Source organism: Actinomadura sp. NPDC047616 (assembly GCF_040642915.1).
Lineage (GTDB): Bacteria > Actinomycetota > Actinomycetes > Streptosporangiales > Streptosporangiaceae > Spirillospora > Spirillospora miaoliensis.
This window is the reverse complement of sequence record NZ_JBEYTB010000024.1, coordinates 44,969-62,799: the sequence shown is the minus strand read 5'-3', so window position 1 is coordinate 62,799 and position 17,831 is coordinate 44,969. Positions and strand designations below refer to the sequence as shown.

Annotated in this window: 18 protein-coding genes; 7 read left to right on the top strand and 11 right to left on the bottom strand. The window is 72.3% G+C overall.

What is annotated here, in order from left to right:
- Positions 1-133 precede the first annotated feature (133 nt).
- The 3 genes from ABZ801_RS38265 to ABZ801_RS38255 all read left to right on the top strand — a co-directional run bounded on the left by ABZ801_RS38265 (position 134) and on the right by ABZ801_RS38255 (position 2,218).
- On the top strand, positions 134-892 hold the full coding sequence (locus tag ABZ801_RS38265; protein ID WP_360707984.1) for a cellulose binding domain-containing protein: 759 nt from the start codon (positions 134-136) through the stop codon (positions 890-892).
- An 85-nt stretch (positions 893-977) separates the two neighbouring features.
- Positions 978-1,241, top strand: coding sequence for a hypothetical protein (locus ABZ801_RS38260; RefSeq protein ID WP_344953762.1), 264 nt, complete (start codon positions 978-980; stop codon positions 1,239-1,241).
- On the top strand, positions 1,238-2,218 hold the full coding sequence (locus ABZ801_RS38255) for a sigma-70 family RNA polymerase sigma factor (protein WP_360707981.1): 981 nt from the start codon (positions 1,238-1,240) through the stop codon (positions 2,216-2,218). Before ABZ801_RS38260 ends, ABZ801_RS38255 begins: the two co-directional genes overlap by 4 nt.
- 361 nt (positions 2,219-2,579) lie before the next feature.
- Here the strand turns inward: ABZ801_RS38255 and ABZ801_RS38250 are convergent, their stop codons facing one another.
- The 4 genes from ABZ801_RS38250 to ABZ801_RS38235 form a co-directional block, all read right to left on the bottom strand.
- Positions 2,580-3,389 (bottom strand): alpha/beta hydrolase, encoded by an 810-nt coding sequence (locus ABZ801_RS38250; RefSeq protein WP_360707978.1) that lies wholly within the window; start codon positions 3,387-3,389, stop codon positions 2,580-2,582.
- Positions 3,390-3,587: 198 nt separating this feature from the next.
- Positions 3,588-4,691: an XRE family transcriptional regulator gene (locus ABZ801_RS38245; RefSeq protein WP_360707975.1), complete on the bottom strand. Its 1,104-nt coding sequence runs from the start codon at positions 4,689-4,691 to the stop codon at positions 3,588-3,590.
- Positions 4,688-5,401, bottom strand: a complete 714-nt coding sequence (locus tag ABZ801_RS38240; RefSeq protein ID WP_344953750.1) for a hypothetical protein — start codon at positions 5,399-5,401, stop codon at positions 4,688-4,690. The genes ABZ801_RS38245 and ABZ801_RS38240 overlap by 4 nt, the downstream gene beginning before the upstream one ends.
- A 53-nt stretch (positions 5,402-5,454) precedes the next feature.
- Positions 5,455-6,210: an alpha/beta fold hydrolase gene (locus ABZ801_RS38235; RefSeq protein ID WP_360707972.1), complete on the bottom strand. Its 756-nt coding sequence runs from the start codon at positions 6,208-6,210 to the stop codon at positions 5,455-5,457.
- 101 nt (positions 6,211-6,311) lie between these two features.
- On the opposite strand from ABZ801_RS38235, the gene ABZ801_RS38230 reads away from it, so the two are divergent.
- Complete coding sequence (locus ABZ801_RS38230) at positions 6,312-6,854, top strand: HAD domain-containing protein (protein ID WP_360707970.1); 543 nt, start codon at positions 6,312-6,314, stop codon at positions 6,852-6,854.
- Here the strand turns inward: ABZ801_RS38230 and ABZ801_RS38225 are convergent.
- From ABZ801_RS38225 to ABZ801_RS38215, 3 genes are all read right to left on the bottom strand, one after another.
- Entirely contained in the window at positions 6,841-7,665 is an 825-nt protein-coding gene (locus tag ABZ801_RS38225) for an EamA family transporter (RefSeq protein WP_360707967.1), read from the bottom strand. The two genes, ABZ801_RS38230 and ABZ801_RS38225, sit on opposite strands and share 14 nt — an antisense overlap.
- A gap of 4 nt (positions 7,666-7,669) precedes the next feature.
- A complete protein-coding gene (locus ABZ801_RS38220) occupies positions 7,670-8,191 on the bottom strand; it encodes a MarR family transcriptional regulator (protein ID WP_360707964.1) in 522 nt (173 codons plus the stop codon).
- A gap of 127 nt (positions 8,192-8,318) precedes the next feature.
- Complete coding sequence (locus ABZ801_RS38215) at positions 8,319-9,257, bottom strand: carbohydrate kinase (RefSeq protein WP_360707961.1); 939 nt, start codon at positions 9,255-9,257, stop codon at positions 8,319-8,321.
- Positions 9,258-9,411: 154 nt separating this feature from the next.
- On the opposite strand from ABZ801_RS38215, the gene ABZ801_RS38210 reads away from it, so the two are divergent.
- A complete protein-coding gene (locus ABZ801_RS38210) occupies positions 9,412-10,632 on the top strand; it encodes an NAD(P)/FAD-dependent oxidoreductase (protein ID WP_360707958.1) in 1,221 nt (406 codons plus the stop codon).
- A gap of 109 nt (positions 10,633-10,741) precedes the next feature.
- Positions 10,742-12,025 (top strand): sialidase family protein, encoded by a 1,284-nt coding sequence (locus ABZ801_RS38205; RefSeq protein ID WP_360707955.1) that lies wholly within the window; start codon positions 10,742-10,744, stop codon positions 12,023-12,025.
- Here the strand turns inward: ABZ801_RS38205 and ABZ801_RS38200 are convergent.
- Positions 12,022-13,290, bottom strand: a complete 1,269-nt coding sequence (locus tag ABZ801_RS38200) for a hypothetical protein (protein ID WP_360707952.1) — start codon at positions 13,288-13,290, stop codon at positions 12,022-12,024. The two genes, ABZ801_RS38205 and ABZ801_RS38200, sit on opposite strands and share 4 nt — an antisense overlap.
- Positions 13,291-13,561: 271 nt before the next feature.
- The gene (locus tag ABZ801_RS38195; protein WP_360707949.1) at positions 13,562-14,455 is read right to left on the bottom strand and encodes a hypothetical protein; all 894 of its coding nucleotides are present in this window, start codon (positions 14,453-14,455) and stop codon (positions 13,562-13,564) included.
- 111 nt (positions 14,456-14,566) lie between these two features.
- On the opposite strand from ABZ801_RS38195, the gene ABZ801_RS38190 reads away from it, so the two are divergent.
- Complete coding sequence (locus ABZ801_RS38190) at positions 14,567-15,145, top strand: hypothetical protein (protein WP_360707947.1); 579 nt, start codon at positions 14,567-14,569, stop codon at positions 15,143-15,145.
- Positions 15,146-15,239: 94 nt separating this feature from the next.
- Here ABZ801_RS38190 and ABZ801_RS38185 read toward each other — a convergent pair whose 3' ends face one another.
- Both ABZ801_RS38185 and ABZ801_RS38180 read right to left on the bottom strand, forming a co-directional pair.
- Positions 15,240-16,079, bottom strand: coding sequence for an SAM-dependent methyltransferase (locus ABZ801_RS38185; protein ID WP_360707945.1), 840 nt, complete (start codon positions 16,077-16,079; stop codon positions 15,240-15,242).
- 126 nt (positions 16,080-16,205) lie between these two features.
- A complete protein-coding gene (locus ABZ801_RS38180) occupies positions 16,206-17,591 on the bottom strand; it encodes a hypothetical protein (protein ID WP_360707942.1) in 1,386 nt (461 codons plus the stop codon).
- Positions 17,592-17,831: the final 240 nt, after the last annotated feature.

The following is a 17,831-nucleotide window of genomic DNA, read 5'->3' as shown; positions in this document are numbered from 1 at the left end:
TTCTGGGCATTCCGAGCCCCCTTCGTCCATTAAGATCTTCGCGGCATTGTGCGTGGGTGGGGGCGCGGGGACGGTGTTCCCCGGGTGAGGGACGACGCTCGGTGGCCTTCTTGGTACGACCGGAAGGGACGCCATGGCAGAACGCAGGGCAGGATCGACGGGGCGCCGCCGCCAGGGGGGAACGCGGCGGCGGCCCAAGGCGGGGACGCTGGCGAGCGTGCACGGCTTCCGGCCGTCCGGGGTCGCGTGGGCGGCCGGCGGGGTGGGGCTGGTCACCTTCGTCGCCACGATCCTGGTGATGAGCATGGTCTTCGGGGGCGGCGGGGGCGGCGATGACGCACGCGTCCCGCAGGCCGCCGCGGAGTGCGAGCCGTCCGCGTGTGCCGACGAGTCGCCGGCCGTCCCGCAGGTGAGCGAAGGGCCGACGGGACGCGATCACAAGAGCGAGCCGCGCCCGACGCGGTCGGCCTCCGCGTCCCCCTCTCCGTCCGCGTCGCCGTCCTCCGCTTCGCCCTCCTCCACGTCACCCACGCCACGGGCGACGCGGAGCCGGACCCGCTCGCCGTCCCCGTCGAAGCCGTCCCGGACGAACGGGCGGGTCACAATCAGGTACGTCACCGCCAACGACTGGCGGGGCACCTTCCACGGCTCCTACGTCGTGGCGAACGAGAGCGGTTCCGACCTGTCGTCGTGGCGGCTGACGTTCAGCTATCCGCCCAGGAAACTGACGGCGCTGTGGCCGCAGGCGTGGCAGCGCTTCGGGCACACGATCGTGGTCAGCGGCGGGGCGCTGCCCAGGGGCGGCAGGACGACGATCTTCTTCCAGGGCAACGGCGATCCGCTGCGTCCGTACTCCTGCACATTCAACGGAACCGCCTGCACGCCGGGCTGAGAATCCCTCTTCTCCGGGTTTGGGGTGTGCTCTGCGGGTATTTAAGGCGCCTCCCGGAAAAGGCAGTCGAGCCGAGGGGACGCCCATGGTTCGCAAGAAGATGGAAGGCGACGAGACCCAGCGCCGCAAGAAGGCCCGTGAGGCGAGGGCGGCGGGTTCGTCGCCGAGCGCCGAGAACGTCACCACCGGCGCCTCGAAACAGCCCCACACGCGGCCCGGCCAGGAGCCGCACCGGCACGCCGACCGGCTGGAGGACATCCACCGCGGCAAGCAGCAGGACGGCGGGCCCCACCCCAAGCCCGGCTACGGGGTGCCCGCGTCCAAACGCCATCGCGACGAGCGAGGGTGAGCAGGGTGGCCCGCGCTTACAAGAACCATCCGCGGTACGAGCCGTCCGGGCCCGACGAGGAGCGGGACCTGCTGGGGCAGTACCTGTCGCAGATCGGTGCGACGGCGTTGCTGACCGCCGAGCAGGAGGTCGAGCTGTCCAAGCGGATCGAGGCCGGGCTGTACGCACGGCACCTGCTCGACGCGGGAGAGAGCGGGCGTACGCCGCGTACGGCCGACGCCACGCGCGAGGAACTGGAGGAGCTCGCCCGGGACGGCCGGCTGGCCAAGGACCACATGATCAGGGCCAATCTGCGGCTCGTGGTGTCGGCCGCCAAGAAGTACGCCGGACGCGGGCTGCCGATGCTCGACGTGATCCAGGAGGGCAATCTCGGGCTGATCCACGCGGTCGAGAAGTTCGACTATGCCAAGGGATACAAGTTCTCCACCTACTCCATGTGGTGGATCCGGCAGGCCATCGGCCGCGGGCTGGCCGACAAGGCCCGCACCGTCCGCCTGCCCGCCCACGTCCTGGAGGAGCTGACCCGGCTGGCGCGCATCGAGCGCCGCCTGGAGACGGCGGGCCACGAGCCGACCGCCGAGGAGGTGGCCGCGGCCGCCGGACAGCCCGTCGACAGGGTCGTCGACCTGCGCCGGGCCGCGCGCGAGACGCTCAGCCTCGACACCATGGTCGGGGAGGACGGCGAGACCCGCGTCGGCGACCTGATCGCCGACGCGACCACCGTGCCGGCGTCCGAGGTCCTGGAGTTCGAGAACCTCGCGCAGGAGCTGCGCGCCCTGGTGGACGAGCTGCCGCCGCGCGAGGCCCTGATCCTGACCCTGCGGTACGGGCTGCACGACGGCCGTCCGCACACCCTCCAGGACATCGCCGACCGGATCGGCCTCACCCGCGAACGCGTCCGCCAGCTCGAGAAGGGCGCGCTGGCGCGCCTGCGCGATCCGTCCCGGCGGGATCCTCTTCTGGCCTGGGTGAGCTGACCGCCAGACCACGCGCGGCGAGACCGGGCGCCGTCTGGCATGCCCAGGTCACGGGCGTGCGCTGCCCTCAGGATGGCGGGCGTCGGCCTCCCGTCCTTTGCTGGACGGGGCGGCGCGCTGAGAATCTCAAGCGGAGGATCGAGAAACGCCGCCCAGGGTAATGCGATCATCGCGTAGAGTAATCAAGTGGTCTCGTCGGGGTGTCGTGTCTCCCGTCGTTCGGTAAGCGGACATCCGGACGGCGGATTCCTGTCCCGCGAGGCCTGCCCACCGCACCGCGTCCGGAAGGCCGGCGGCCTTTCCGTCGACCCCCAGGTCGTCGGCGCATGGCCGGTGCGGTGGGCGTTCGTGCCGTCCCGGGTCAGGACGCGGCGTCGACGCGTCGCCACAGGTTCCGCAGCGCGTCGTTGATGAGCCCCGGCTGCTCGGTGTGCGGATAGAACCCGGGGACGCGCAGCCGTTCGGCCCCGATCCTGTCGGCGATGAAGTCGGCGGCGGCCAGCAGCGGCTCACCCGCGTACCGGCGATACGCCTCGGGGGCGTCCTCCCAGGTCCCCGTGATGATCAGGGTGGGCCATGAGGCGTCCGCCAGCGGCTGGAGGGGCACGTCGGCGTCCCAGCAGGGGCGCTCGCGCATCGCCGCCCGCGTGGCCCGCAGGCGCTCGGGGGTCGGCTCGGGCATGGGCAGGCCGAGTCCCTCGGTCGACATGCGCAGATAGTCCTCCGGCGACAGGTCCGGGGGAAGCTCCGCGGTGGCCTGGCGGCTGCGGCGCAGCGCCTCCGCCACGACCGGATGGTCGGCCGCCGGGCGAAGGGCCCCGGGCTGGATGAGCGTCAGCGAACGCACCAGGTCCGGCCGGCGCGCCGCGGCGAGCATCGCGGCCACCCCGCCGTAGGAGTGCCCCACCAGGTGCGCGCCGCCGGGGACGTTCGTCAGCAGGCCGACGATGTCGTCGGCGTCCACCTCGTAGTCCGTGCGGTCGATGTCCGGGCTGGCGCCGTGCCCGCGCCGGTCGACCATCAACAGCCGGTAGGCGTCCGCCAGCGGCCGCTGCGCCCCGAACCCGTACCGGTCGTCCGTACCCCAACTGATCACACCGTGCACGAAGACCGCCGCCACCCGCGCCGAACCCCCGCTGTCGTCCCACACGGTCACGTGAATGTCCGTCACCACACCCTCCTTGAACGATGTCCAATTGCATTAAACACCGTTCAACACAACCGCCGCGACCGCCCCCCATGCACGCTGAGGATGTGAGCAACCCACCCCACCACCAGGCACCCCGCCAACCTGGGCCACGCGGTGGTCGGGTCGCGCGGTGGCTGGGGCTGTGCCGGTGGCTGGGGCGGTGCCTGGGCGGGGGAGGGGCTAGTGGGGGCGGGTGGGGACGAGGAGGTCCAGGTCGGCGCGGGTGACGTGGGCGCGTTCGGCCAGGTGGTCGCGGTCGATGCCCGTCTCGGTGGTCAGTTCCACGGCGCGGGTGAGCATGGTGGGGCCTTCCAGGGGGCGGGCGGGGCCGGGTTCCTGGCGGCGCCAGCCCTGTCGGCTCATGGCGCTCATCGCGTTCCGGTACGCGGACTCGGTCATGATGCCCAGCGTGCGGGCGCGGAAGAGGAGGGCGGCCATGCTGACGCCCCAGGTGGCCTTGAGGTCGGCCAGGCGGTCCCAGTCGGCGGTGCGGGGGAGCTGGTCGGCGATGTCCTCTTCGGGCATGAGGAACTCGGCGGCGAAGCGGTGCGCCTGGTCCTCGATGACCTTGCTGCCGGGTTCGGCGTCGGCGTGCATGACCAGGTGGCCGAGTTCGTGGGCGCCGTCGAAGCGGTTGCGCCAGTAGTCGCCCTTGGCCGGGTTGAACAGCACCATCGGACGGGGGTGGGCGCCGATGCTGAACGCGTCGACCCGCTCGGTGGACGGCGGCAGGATCAGCACGATCACGCCGTGCTTCTCCAGCAGCCGGACGACGTGCGGGACGGGGCCGGGCTCGTCCAGCAGCGCCTTGCGGGCCAGGCGCGCCGCCTCCACCGGGCCGGGCCCGGCGATCTCCTCCGGCGACACCGGGTACTCGGGCAGGTCGGCGGGCGGGAACTCCACCAGGTCCTCAAGGGCGGCGACGATGTCGGCGGCGATCCGCCCGAAGGCCAAAGCCTGGTCGCGTTCGATCTGGGTGGCCGAGCGCAGGGACCGGAAGTGGGCGTGCGCGGTGTCGAGCGTGACGGGGCTGCGTCCGGCGTGGAAGAACTCCACCGGCACGCCGAGCGCGATCGCCAGCCGCGACAGCGTGACCTCGGACGGCGGATGCACGCCGCCCTCGTAGCGGCCGATGGCGGCCGGGGTGGTGCCGACCGCCTGGGCGAGCTGGTTCTTGCGCAGCCCGCGCAGCCGGCGCGCCAGGGTCAGCCGTTCGCAGTCGAACAGCAGCCGTGCCTCGGCGAGCCGCCTGGCCGTGCGGTCGTCGGTGGTGGGGTCGTTCACTTGGCCGTTTCGATGCTCGTCCGTCTCCTCGTGGTGCCGTGCCGCCGCTGCTGCCGCTCGCGCAGGCGTACGGGGGCGTCCGCCTCGTCGTCGGTCCACAACGGCAGGGTGGGCTCGACGAGCTTACGCCGTGGATCGGGGCCGAGGGCGTCGTCGTCCAACGGCCGCAGCCAGTGCCAGGCCGGGCCGCCGTCGGCGTTGAGCCGGGGACGCCCCAGGTACAGCTCCATGTCCAGCGGTTCCTCGGTGGCGCTGTGCGCGAGGACGAGCGTCACCACCCCGGGCGTGTCGCGCGCGGGCTCGATGCCCAGATCGAGGGCGAGCTGCGGGTCGTCGGGGAAGTCCTGCCGCGCCACGGCCTGCTTGGTGGGGCTGGACCGGTCCCAGCGGATGGCCCGCACGGCGCCGAACTCGTGCCGTTTGAGCAGCACGCGGTACCGCCCGTACCGCCACCCGGGCGAACCGTTGAGGTCGTCCCGCACCACCGCCGGACGGTCGCCGCCGTCGGCGCGGCGGCCGATGCGGAAGACCCGGTCGAGCCAGCTCTCCAGCACGTCGAACGACGCGTAACCGAACGAGCGCTCCTTGAACCCCGCCGAACGGCTCAGCGTGCCGAAGACGGCCAGCGTCGCCTCCCGGTGCGCCTCACGCGCCGCATGCAGGAAGCCCGCCGCGTGCAGCTCGTCCCACGCCTCCTGATCCTCGGCCATGCCGCGACTATAGACACGCCCACCGACAATTCCGCCGGGCCGCGGCGTCCGGGTCAGGACGCGAGGAAGTCGGCGATGGCGGTGCCGAGGTCGCGTTTGGTGACGGCGCTCATGTGGTCGCCGGGGATCTCGACGTAGCTGCCGTTCAGCAGGGAGTCGGCGAGGGCCTCCCCGGAGCCGTTGTCGTTGTCCTTGGCACCTGACAGCACCAGCGTCGGGACGGTGATGCGGGCCAGCTCCTCGGGGGAGGTGTCGACGAAGGAGTCCAGGAGGCGCAGCAGCGCCTCGGGGTCGCCGCCGACCGTCTTGAGGAACGCCTCGGCCTTCCACGCGGCCGAGCCGCGTTCGAACGTGCCGAGGTTGGTCAGGACGTGCCGGAAGTGGTCACTGCGGCCGCCGGCGTTGACGATGCCGTCCAGGCCCATGCCCGCGACGATCGCGCGGCGGGGGGTCGCGCCGCGCGCCAGCATGCGGACGACGGTGCGCCCGCCCAGCGAGTAGCCGCCGAGGTCGTAGTCGGTGAGCCCGAGGGTCTCCAGCAGCGCGAACCCGTCGTCGGCCAGCACGTCGGGCGGGTAGGCGCCGGGGTCGTGCGGCTTGCCGCTGTCGCCGTGCGCGCGCAGGTCCGGCATGATCACGCGATGGCCGCGCGCCGCGAGCTCGGCGGCATGGCCGTAGCGGATCCAGTTGACCGTCGCGGTGGAGAAGTAGCCGTGGATCAGCACCAGCGGCCGTCCCTCGCCCACCTCGCGGTACACCAGGTCAACGCCGTCGCGGCCCTGGAAGTGACGGACGGGAAGATCAGTCATGCGCGGCTTCCTTGTCGGATCGACCCCACGTTCGACCCCATGGTTCGCATGGTTCCGGCCCGCCAGCATAGATGACCCTCCGCCCCCGGTACGTTGGCGGGGTGGCGCGGCGAATCGCCGGTGCGCCCCGGCCCGGGAGCAGGGTCTCGGCGCGCCCTCTGCTGTACCTGGACGTGGACGGTGTGCTCAATCCCGAGAATCCGCGCGATCCCGGCCGATTCGCCGAGCATGCCGTCGGAAGGCTGACGGTCAGGGTGTCGGACGAGCACGCGGAATGGCTCGTCCGGCTCCGCGGGACCTATGACCTCGTGTGGGCGACGACCTGGGAACGTTACGCCAACGAGTACATCGCGCCGTTGCTGGGGCTCCCCGAGCTGCCGTACGTGGACTTCTCCGGCTACCGGGCCCGGCCGGACGATCCCAAGTGCCCGCCGCTGCTGATCCCTCAAATGCGGAAGTGGGCGCCGATTCTGCGGCATGCGGACGGACGCAGGTTCGCCTGGGTCGACGACGTCATGCCCATGAGGGTCAGGAGGCAGGCGTTCCTTCACAGGGGCATGTTGCTGGTGAAGGTGCGGCCGGGGGACGGGTTGCGGTGGCGGCATGTGGACAGGTTGTTGCGGTGGGGGGTCAGCCGGTCGTGAGGAGGACGACGGCGGCCGCGGCGCCGGTCAGGCCCAGGGTCTGCCACCGGGTGAGGCGTTCGCGCAGGGCCGTCACGCCCAGCAGAATGGGGATCGCCGGGTAGAAGGACGACAGCACCACGGCGACCACCATGAGCTGCTGCCGGGTGGCGGCCAGGTAGAAGGTCAGCGCGAGCGCGGCGGTGGCGCCGATCGCGGCGGCCTGGAGGGTCGCGACGAGCGAGGGTTTTTCGGCGCGGACGAGCAGCGGCAGCAGGACGAGGGTTGCCGCGACCCGTCCGGCCAGGACGGGCCAGATGCCCGCGTCGGAGCCCGCCTGGGCGAGCGCGACGTACTGCAGCGCGACTCCCGTCCCGGCGATCAGCCCGTCGGAGGCGGCCGCGGTGCCGGACGGGTCGTCGTCAGCGGTCCGCGACACCAGCCACAGGGCCGGGACGGCGACGGCGACGCCCAGCCACGACGCGGCCGACAGCCTGTCGTGCAGCACCGCCACCCCGATCACGACGGGCAGGGCGACGCCGCTCACCGCGCTGACGGGCACCACCACGCTCATGGCGCCCCGGCTCAGGCCCCGGTACAGGAACAGCATGCCCACGGCCGTGCCCACGCCGGACGCGGCTCCCCACGCCAGGTCGGCGAACGTCACCGAGGACGCCGGGATCACCGGGGCGAGCAGGATCGTGAGCGCCAGCCCGCCCGCCTGCCCGGCCACCGCGACGACGGCGAAGCTCGCGCGGCGCGACAGCAGGCCGCCGGTGAAGTCGACGATGCCGTAGCAGACCGCCGAGGCGAGGGCGAGCAGCACGCCCATGCGGTCAGCGCTCCCGCTCGCGTTCGGCCTGGCCGACGGGGCAGGTGGCGTGCTGGACGCAGGAGTGGCGGTCGCACAGACGGCACATCAGCTGAGCGTCGCCGACCACGTCGTACAGCCGGGTCAGGAGCTTGGCGAGGAGGGCGGCGAGGGTCTGCTGCTCGTCGTCGTCGAGGGCGTCCAGCACGTCGGCGAGGGGCGCGCCGCGTGCCCGCAGCAGCTCGCCGGCGACCCGGCGGCCGGCCGCGGTGGGCTGGACGGTCACCATGCGTCCCAGGCCGGGCCGGCGTTCGACGAGTTCGGCGGCCTCCAGGCCGTCGACCATGCGGGCGGCCGCGGACTGGCTGAGCCCCACGCGGCGGCCGAGCTCGGTGACGCTCACCCCGCCGCCCGCCGACAGGACCACCAGCGCGGCGGCACCGCTGGCACTGACACCGGCCGCCCGGGTCGCCCCGGACAGGGCCAGGTCGGTGACGGCCAGAGCGGTCGCCCCCAGCAGGTTCGCCGTCCGCTGCCTATCATGCATGACTCATGCATAACATCCGTCCGTCGCCGCGCGCAACTGGAGCGTGATCGCCTGTCTCCAGCGCGTGATCAGCTCGGGTCGCCGGGCATACCCGGCCGCGTCGGCCTCGTCCGCGGGAGCGCGGGGACTACCCGTCGTGTGGGGACGGCGCGGCGGCCTGGAGTTCGGCGGCGGTCGGCGGGTCGGAGCCGACGCGCGTGCAGGTGATGGCGGCGGCCGTGACGCAGCGGGTGAGCACGCCCGTCAGCTCCTCGGCCGACGACGGCAGCACGAGCCGGTCGCCGGTCGCGGCGCCGGAGGCCAGGGCGTCCAGCAGGGCGGCCTGGAAGGCGTCGCCGGCGCCGACGGTGTCCTTGACCTCGACGGACGGTGCCGGGACGCGCACGTGCGCGTCGGCCGTGAGGGCGAACGCGCCGTCCGCGCCGAGCGTGACGACGACCAGCCGGGCGCCGCGCGCCAGCAGGTCGCGGGCGGCGTGCTCGGCGGTCATGTCCGGGTAGAGCCAGGCCAGGTCCTCGTCGCTGGCCTTGACGACGTCGGCGACCTCGGCGAACCGGTCGCAGGCGGCGCGGTAGGCGGCGCGGTCGCGCTGGACGGCGGGCCGCACGTTGAGGTCGACGGCGACCGCCGTGCCCGGCCGTTCGCGCACCCGGCGGCAGGCGTCCAGCACGTCGGACGCGCCGGGCTCGACCACCAGCGCCAGCGAGCCGGTGTGCAGGACGGCGGTGTCGGCGGGCACGTCCAGCGCCCGCGGATCCCAGGCGGCGAGGAACTCGTACGACGCCGAACCGTCCTCGCCCAGGTAGGCGATGGCCAGCGTGCTGCGCTCGGTGACGCTCGGCGCGCGCCGCACCTCGACGCCGATGGTGTCCAGGTGGGCGCCGATCAGCGCGCCGGGCGGGTCGTCGCCCCAGGTCGTCACGAGGGTGACGGGGCGTTCGAGGCGGTGCAGCCCGACCGCGACGTTCGCCGGGCTGCCGCCGGGCACCGGGAGCACCTGCGCGGCGCCGGCCCTCCAGAGCAGGTCGACGAGCACCTCGCCGACGACGGTCACGCGGCTGCGCATGGTCGTCCTCCGTTCGTGGGTCCCGGCGGGTTGCGGCCGCCGTTGGCAGGCTAGACCGTTCCGCATCCTCTCGCGATCCGAGATAGTTGACATCGACTAATCGGTCGCACATAGTTGTAAGCAACTATTCGCCCGAAGCGGGAGGGGACGAGACATGACGACGGTGAAGACCGCGCTGGTCATCGGGGGCGGGATCGCCGGTCCGGCGGCGGCGATGGCGCTGCGGCGGGCCGGGATCGAGGCGGTCGTGTACGAGGCGTACGCGGAGTCGTCGGCCGACGGCGTCGGCGCCATGCTCGGCATCGCGCCGAACGGCATCGAGGCGCTCCGCATCATCGGCGCCGACGAGGCGGTGCGCGCCGTGGGCCAGCCCGCCCGCAACATGCTCATGACGGACGGTCGCGGCAGGCGGATGGGCGCGTTCCTGGCTCCGCAGGGGCTGCCGCCGGGCGTCGCGCTGTGGCGGACCGACCTGCACCGGGCGCTGCGCGACACCGCCCTCGCGCAGGGCATCACGTTCGAGCACGGCAAGCGCCTGGTCGGCGTCGAGGAGAGGCCCGACGGGATCACCGCGCGGTTCGGCGACGGCACGACCGCGACCGCCGACGTGCTGGTCGGCGCGGACGGCATCCGCTCGACCGTCCGCACCCTCATCGACCCGGACGCCCCCGAGCCCGAGCACGTCCCGCTGCTGAACTTCGGCGCCGCGGCCCGCACGACCGTCCCCGGCGACCCGGAGAACATGTACTTCGTGTTCGGCAGGCGCGCGTTCCTCGGCTACTGGCCGCAGCTCGACGGCACCACCGCCTGGTTCGTCAACCTCCCGCACCGGGCGCGGACCACGACGGCCGAGGCCCGGCGCACGCCCCCGGACGAGTGGCTGCGCCGGCTGCGCGAGGTCGTCGGCGACGAGACGCCCGGCCGCGACCTGCTCGCCCACACCGACCCGGAGGACCTGATCGTGCTCGGCACCATGGGCATCATTCCGAGCGCGTCGCGCTGGTACCGCGACCGGATGGTGCTGGTGGGCGACTCGGTCCACGCGCCGTCCCCCAGCTCGGGGCAGGGCGCGTCACTGGCCGTGGAGAGCGCCGTCCAGCTCGCCCGCTGCCTGCGGGACCTGCCGGACGTGCCGTCGGCGTTCGCCGCCTACGAGCGGCTGCGCCGTCCCCGGGTGGAGAAGATCGCCGCCCGCGCCGCCAAGACCAACGGCACCAAGGCGCTCGGCCCGGTCGGCACCGCGTTCATGCGGCTGTTCATGCCGATCGCGACCCGCACGTTCCTCAGCGGCGAGAAGACCCTCGGACCCGAGCAGCGCTACCGCATCGACTGGGACGCCCCCGCCGACGCCTCGGCGTTGGTGAACTCCGCCTGAATTCTGATCATGCCCCGCTGTGCCGAGGTCGTTCGCCGCGTATCGTCCTGATTGATCGACTTTCGACGGGGATGGGCGGTTCGGTGTCCGGCCCGGGAAGCGAGGACAAATGAAGACGGCGTTCCGGGCCCCGGCCCTTCCCGCGGCGGCGCTCCTGTTCGCGGGGACGGCCCTCGCCGGCGCGACGGCCTTCGTCGGCGTGACGGCCGTTCCGGCGCGGGCCGCGGACGACCCGGCGAAGTCCGCCACCCCCGTCCACTCCGCCACGGTGCTGTTCAAGGGCGGCCGCACGGAGTCGCTGAACGGGATCAGCTACCACTCCTTCCGCATCCCGTCGATCGTGCGCACCAAGGCCGGCACGCTGCTGGCGTTCGCCGAGGGACGCGCGTCCAGCAACAAGGACTGGGGCAACATCAACCTCGTCTACAAGCGCAGCACCGACAACGGCGCGTCGTGGTCGGGCCTGAAGGAGGTCGTCGGCGCGGGGCAGGGAACCTGGGGCAACCCCACCCCGGTCGTCGACATGCAGACCGGCACGATCTGGATGTTCATGTCGTGGAACCCGGCGGGCTACAGCCAGACCGGCGGCTACGACCCCGACACCGGCACCACCACCACACCGATCACCAAGTGGGGCGACCGCCGCACCTACCTGATGCGCAGCACCGACGACGGCCTGTCGTTCAAGGGCCTGGACGGCACGTCCACCCCCACCGACATGACCGAGACGCTCACCCCGAAGAAGAAGGCCAACGGCGCCGAATGGGCGTGGGACGCGATGGGGCCCGGCAACGGCGTCTACACCAGCGAGGGCCACCTGGTCGTCCCCGCCCAGCACCGCAACATCGTCAGCACCGACCACGGCCAGACCTGGCGGGTGCAGAAACTCGGCGAACAGACCGGCGAGGCCACCATCGCCCAGCTCGCCGATGGCACCCTCTACCGCAACGACCGTCCCACCACGTCCACCTGGGAGACCGCCAAGCGCCGCTGGGTGTCACGCGGCAGCGCCACCGGCACGTTCTCCGCCTTCGCCCCCGACGACACCCTGCTCGACCCCAAGTGCGAGGCGTCGGTGCTGCAGTACAACAACGACGCCCCGGCCCGCACCGTCTTCCTCAACCCGGCCAGCACCGTGCAGCGCGCGGACAAGATGCGCGTGCGCATCAGCTATGACAACGCCCGCACCTGGCCCGTCAGCCGCCCCCTCAGCGACGGCCCGCTGCCCGCCGGGGCCGGCACCGAGGGCGGCTACTCCAGCATGGCCAAGACCTCCGACTACCGCATCGCCGCACTGGTCGAGAGCAACCTCGACACCTCCAGCAACGGCACGTCCTACCGCTCGATCATCTTCCGCAAGTTCAACCTCTCCTGGATCCTCAACGGCGGCTAACCCGCTCGCCAGAGGCGGAGTAGGTCGGCGTCGAGTTCGGCCAGGCGGTTGTCGGCCGGATGGTGATGCGTCGGGACGAAACCGGGGACCTCACCGGTGAGCTCCCCGGTCTTGTGGTCCCAGATCCGCAGGCCGTCCGGGGCGGACGAGTACAGGCGGCGGCCGTCGGCGTGCAGGAGCCCCTCCGGCCCGGCGAACCGCGCGATGCGCGTGCCGGACTCGGCGGAGAAGATCTCCACGCCGGGGATCATCGCCTGGTCGTCGCGGCCGATGCCGCTGATCGCGAAACGCGACTCGTCCAGCCAGCACATCGGGACGTTCCAGTTGTACGGCACCAGGCGCAGGTCGCGGACCGACGCCCCGTCCTCGGACTCGTAGACGTTCTCGTGACGCCATGCGTGCGCGTCCCACAGGCGCGGCAGGCCCACGGGAGCCCAGACCCAGCCGTCCGACGCCATCCACCTGCCGTCTGGGGACGGGCACAGCGTGCCGTAGAAGTAGTCGAGGTAGTGCGGTGTGCGCTTCTTGCCGGGGGGCTCGAACTCGCGCGGGGTGACGTTCTCACCGGTGGCGGGGTCGGACAGGTCCACCCGGTTCCACGCCGACCCGTGCGCCAGGAGGATCTGGCCGTCGACGCGCGTGAACGCGGCCGGGAACGGGGTCTGCTCCACGTGGTAGTGGCCGCGGTCCAAGCGCATGGGGGTGCGTCCCGTGGACGTTTCGACGACCGTGCCGTAGCGCCCGAAGTCCACCACGACCGCCGCGTAATCCCCGTCGGGCGAGGCGTGCAGCCGATACCGGGGGGCGTCGCGCGGGGTCCGCCGGGAATCCATGTCCGGCAGCCGGACGTCGCAGGTGCCGATGACCTCGCCGGTGCCGGCGTTCCACCGCACCAGCCGTGAGCCGTCGAGCAGCAGCCATTCCCCGGCGCGGTCGGCGACCGGCGCGACGTCCAGCGGAGCGAACGGCAGCCGCCGCACGTCCACCGACCCGTCGACCGGCTCGGGACGGCGGCGCACCTCCGGCTCCCCGACCACCGCGACCACCGCGTCGTCGTCGGCCCTGTCGACGCAGCCCTCGCAGGCGACGATCAGTTCCGGCCGCCCGTCGGCCTGCCCGCAGTCCGCGCAGCACAGGTCGTACTCCACCCCGACACCGCGCAGCACCCAGACCTTGTCGTGGTCGTCGGCCCGCTCGCCCACCAGGTGCCGACAGAGCCGTCGCTCACCGGCATAGGCGACATGTCCACACGGCAACACGTCCATCCCGCCCAGCCTAGGCGCCGCCCCGCCGCCACCGATCAGAAACCGCCATCGCAGGCCGCCCAGAGCCGACCGTCGCGGCCGATCGGGCGACCGCCGCCGCACACGACCGTCGCGCCCGGAGAGGCGTCACCGGCTGCTGTCCGCTGTGAAGAGCGATGCCGCAGGACGATAGGTCACGTCACGCCCGGCCGCACCGGTGGAGCGACGACCGTCGTCGCCGTTACGGCGAAGGTGTGCTCCGGCCGGTCGGGCGCGTCCGTCGCGGGGCAGGTCAGAGGCGGCCGTTGCGGTGGAGGATGTCGAGGGCGCGGACGGTGGTGTGGCCCCGCCAGTCCAGGACGCCCGCGGGCGAGATCTGGGCGTAGTCGACGATCCAGCCGCCGTCCTCCTGCTGGAGCGAGGCGAGACGGTCCAGGTCGGCGGCGATGACGTCCGGGGCGAACAGCGCGCGTGCCGGACGGTCGGGCAGCGGCGTGAAATCCAGCGGGTGGAGGGTCTCCTCCTCGGTGCCGCCTTCGACGTGCATTCGTCCGTCCTCGGGAATGTGCCGCCGCATGCGGTCAAGGAGTTCGGCGGCCTGCTGCGGGTGCGTGTCGTGCACCGCGTCCAGGAAACGGACGACGAACGCCAGCACGTACGCGTGGGGCGTCTCGTCAAGGGACGAAATCGTGTCCAGGCAGTAGCGGGTGGCGCGCTCCAGCCACGGGTGCCCGGCCACGGCCGGATCGTGGACGGCGACGCGGTGGGCGGCGGCAGCGGTCACCGACGTGATCTGCAACGAGGACACCGTGGGATCGGCGCCCGCCCACCAGGGCGCCGTACCGGCGGTGGTGGACAGCGGCAGAACGAACGGCAGGCCCCCGTCCGGCAGCGTGACCGCCTCCAGCCAGTCGCACAACGCGCCGGCCTGCGGAGCCGTGGCTGGAGCGATGTCCTCGAACACCTCGAAGGCGTGCAGCGCCGCCCCGGGCTGGCTCTCGGGCGCACGCAGGTCCGGCTCCAGCCCCCACCCGTAGCCGCCGTCCGCGTTCCGGTACCCGTCGAGGGCGGCGAGCACGGGGGCGGGATCGCCGGTCTCGGACGTCAGCAAGTCGAAACGGCGGCGGTCCAGGACACGCGCATGCGTGGCCATGAACGCGCCGGCCGCGGAAACATCGATGGTCATGCCAACAGCATGCTCTGGCCGAGGCCGCGAGATCTTGTAGGAAACGGTCACCGTCTGCATGCGATGGGCTCGTGAGCCGGGCCGGGCGGACGTGCCGGTATGGTGCGCGCCGTGTCCGACGAATCGATGCTGAAACGCCTGCGAAGCGATCCGGCGGCCGTCGATCTCCTGGCGGGGGTGTTCGAGTTCGACGTGTCGCGCACCGCTCCCGTCGAGCCGGTGCGGTTGGCCTCGGGCGCGAAGCTCGACGTCATCGCCGGCGACGGCGCGGGAGGCTCCTACTTCCTGTGTGGAGAGGGCGGCCGCCGTCCGGTCCTGTACGCCACGTCCGAAGGTCAGGCCGGCCTGATCGCGGCGGACCTGACGGCCGCCATGGAGTTGATCGTCGGTGCGCCGTTCTGGCGGGACTGCCTGAAGTTCTCGGCGGGCGGGCGGTTGGAGGAGATGCGCTCGGCCGCCCTGCGCTGCGAACCGGAACTCGTTGAGGACACCCCCGATATCGAGGAGCGGCAGGCCCGGCTGCGCGCGACCTTGGGGCTCGGCCGAATCCCGGTGGGGGCGCTGCTTGCGGCGTTGCACGCGGCTGTGACGGCCACGGCACCGGACTTCGTGCTGCTCGGCCCAGAGGGTGATGAGTACGAATCGCTGTGCAACACCTTCCGGGTCAGCGACAACCCCGCCTGGCGCTGACGCTCGTGAACGGGCCTCGGCGGCCGGGTGCGGGCCGACCGGCCGGCCGAGGCCGTGTACGTGCTGCGGACGGGTCGTTCGCCCCCTCGGGCGGTCAGGGCTTCCGGGCCACGCCGCCGAACGAGTCGATCGGCTGGAGGTTCTCGATCTGGGGGAAGTCGGGACGCCACAGTGGCGTGGAGACGACGCCCGGTTCCACCAGTTCCAGGCCCTCGAACAGGGACTCGATGAACTCGGGCGTCCGGGCGTGGTACGGCACCGTCCCGGCCTCGGCGCACAGCCGCAGCGCCTCGCCGCGGGCGGTGGCCTCGGCGGGCGTCCACTCGTCGACGCCCAGCACGTTGGTGCCGTCGTTGACGGACACGTAGCTGCCGGACGGCAACGCGTCGACCAGGCGCCGCACGACGCCCCGGGGGTCGTCCTCGTCGGGCACGTTGCCGACGATGCCGAGCAGCAGCAACCCGATCGGCTTGGTGAAGTCGAGAACGGCCCCCGCCTGCTCGATGATCGTCTCGGGACTGCGGATGTCGGCCTCCAGGTAGGCGCACTCGCCCTCCGGGACGCTGGTCAGCAGCGCGCGGGCGTGCGCCACGACGAGCGGGTCGTTGTCGACGTACACGACCCGGCTCTCGGGGGCGTCCCGCTGGGCCACCTCGTGGGTGTTGTCGACCGCCGGAAGCCCGGTGCCGATGTCGAGGAACTGCCGGATGCCCTGGCCGGTCATGAAGTGCACCACCCGGACCAGGAAGGCACGCGACTGCCGGGCGACGTCGGCGATCTCCGGATACACCTCCATGATCTTGTCGCCGACCTCGCGGTCGACCGGGTAGTTGTCCTTTCCGCCGAGCCAGTGGTTCCACAGCCGGGCCTGGTGGGGCCGCGTGATGTCGATGGGAGCGGCGGACCTGGACGACGACGTGCTGTTGTCGGTCATGACGACCTTTCGGACTCCGTGACAACCCTCGACAGTCACCGTAATTCGGGGCCGAAGTGGCGGAGAAGGGCAAACCGAAGATCGTCCACCATCGGCCGCGCCATCACCCGGGACGCCCTGCCGAGGTCAGACCCGCGGACCGGTGTAGCGCAGGATCCACAGCCCCTGGTTCTTGTCGGAGATGTAGATGTAGCCACGGCGGTCCACGACGACGTCCTCGGTCTGCAGGACCAGGTCGCCCTCGGGCATGGGGCCGTACCGGCGTGTCGGCTCCGGTGGGACGAAGTAGCCGACCTCGCGCGGCAGCCGCACGTTCGACACGTCGTACACACGCAGCCCCGCGTTGAAGTGCGCGATGTAGAACAGGTCGCCCTGCCGCTGCACGTCGGGATGGTGCTGGTGGTGGTTGATGTTGTGCGGACCGCTCCAGCCGCCCCGCGTGGCGAAGTCGTCGTAGGGGGCGTCGTCCGGCGGCACCGGCGAGGGGAACGTCGACAGCAGCCAGGGCTCGGCCGGGTCGGAGATGTCGATGATGGACGCGTGCGGCGCGGGCCCCTTCCCGTACGACACGTCCTCGGAGTTGGCGAACGCGATCCCGCGTCCCGGCAACGGCAGGACGCCGTGCACACCGAACCGCGAATGGAACGGCGGACTGAAACTGAGCCCCCCTACGCGCCGGGGACGAGACACATCGGAGATGTCCAGCACCACCAGCCCCGCCCCGCCATAGGGCAGGTAGACGTGGTTCCCCACCGGGTACGCCGGGCCGTGCAGGGAGACGTCACCGGCAGTGCCGCAACAGAACCCGTGCGAGTGCGGACGTTCGGTCGTCTTCTCCTTGGGCTCGCCGTCCTTCTGCCCCGGCACCCACCAGCGCCCCACCTCGCGTGGACGCGACCGGTCGGCGATGTCGAGGATGACGTAGATGTTGCCGGTGAAGCCCTCCAGCCCGGCGGCCAGGTGGACGTAGCGTCCGCCCGGATACAGGTTGCGGTGCGTGCCCGTCCCCCCGGTGCGGTAGTGGCTGAGGCGGCGCGGCCGGACGGGATCCTCGATGTCCCAGATGTAGAGCCCGTCCTCGAAGTCGGCCGACGGGTCGCCGCCGAAGTTCGGGAAGACCTTCTCCAGCGCGGTCACCATCGTGTCGCCGTGCAGGTCCACCTGGAGCGTCCAGGTGTCGGCCGGCCCCGGGACGAACGCCACGACCTCCGGGCGACGCGGGTCGGTGACGTCCACGACACTCCACCCGCTGTGCCAGAAATGCCCGGTGTAGAGGTACCAGCGCCCCTTCACCTCCCGGATCGCCATCTTGAACGCGGGCCGATGGTCCAGATCGCTGTAGCCGACCGCCTCCACGTTGTGCGCGTACGCTCCACGCGGCGGCCGCGCCGTCCTCTCGGCCGCCGCCGCGCTCCGCGGGCCCCCGAGCGCCGCGGCCCCCGCCGCGGCGCCGGCCGCGCCCGCCAGCGAGGCCCGCAGGGCGTCACGCCGTCCGATCCCTTCGGATGTCATTCCGCTCCCTTCGGCGTCGTCGACGCCCATCCAAGAAGGGACGACATAAAGAAGATCGAAATCCGGGGCGCTTGCTCGTCCGCCCGGGGGATCCCGGATCCCTCACACGAGCGAAGTGCCCCCGCGTACCGGACGCCTACGCTGGCAACGCTTCGTCGACCAGGGGAGGCGCCCGTGCGCTCCAGCCCTTCCCGGATGCGGCGCCCTCCTGCAGGATGGCGCCGTACACCGCGGCGATAC

Coding starts and splice junctions, on each gene's coding strand:
- ABZ801_RS38265 (WP_360707984.1), top strand. CDS start 134: ATGGCAGAACGCAGGGCAGGATCGACGGGGCGCCGCCGCCAGGGGGGA.
- ABZ801_RS38260 (WP_344953762.1), top strand. CDS start 978: ATGGTTCGCAAGAAGATGGAAGGCGACGAGACCCAGCGCCGCAAGAAG.
- ABZ801_RS38240 (WP_344953750.1), bottom strand. CDS start 5,401: ATGGCCGAGGATCAGGAGGCGTGGGACGAGCTGCACGCGGCGGGCTTC.
- ABZ801_RS38235 (WP_360707972.1), bottom strand. CDS start 6,210: ATGACTGATCTTCCCGTCCGTCACTTCCAGGGCCGCGACGGCGTTGAC.
- ABZ801_RS38225 (WP_360707967.1), bottom strand. CDS start 7,665: ATGGGCGTGCTGCTCGCCCTCGCCTCGGCGGTCTGCTACGGCATCGTC.
- ABZ801_RS38220 (WP_360707964.1), bottom strand. CDS start 8,191: ATGCATGATAGGCAGCGGACGGCGAACCTGCTGGGGGCGACCGCTCTG.
- ABZ801_RS38215 (WP_360707961.1), bottom strand. CDS start 9,257: ATGCGCAGCCGCGTGACCGTCGTCGGCGAGGTGCTCGTCGACCTGCTC.
- ABZ801_RS38210 (WP_360707958.1), top strand. CDS start 9,412: ATGACGACGGTGAAGACCGCGCTGGTCATCGGGGGCGGGATCGCCGGT.
- ABZ801_RS38205 (WP_360707955.1), top strand. CDS start 10,742: ATGAAGACGGCGTTCCGGGCCCCGGCCCTTCCCGCGGCGGCGCTCCTG.
- ABZ801_RS38200 (WP_360707952.1), bottom strand. CDS start 13,290: ATGGACGTGTTGCCGTGTGGACATGTCGCCTATGCCGGTGAGCGACGG.
- ABZ801_RS38195 (WP_360707949.1), bottom strand. CDS start 14,455: ATGACCATCGATGTTTCCGCGGCCGGCGCGTTCATGGCCACGCATGCG.
- ABZ801_RS38185 (WP_360707945.1), bottom strand. CDS start 16,079: ATGACCGACAACAGCACGTCGTCGTCCAGGTCCGCCGCTCCCATCGAC.
- ABZ801_RS38180 (WP_360707942.1), bottom strand. CDS start 17,591: ATGACATCCGAAGGGATCGGACGGCGTGACGCCCTGCGGGCCTCGCTG.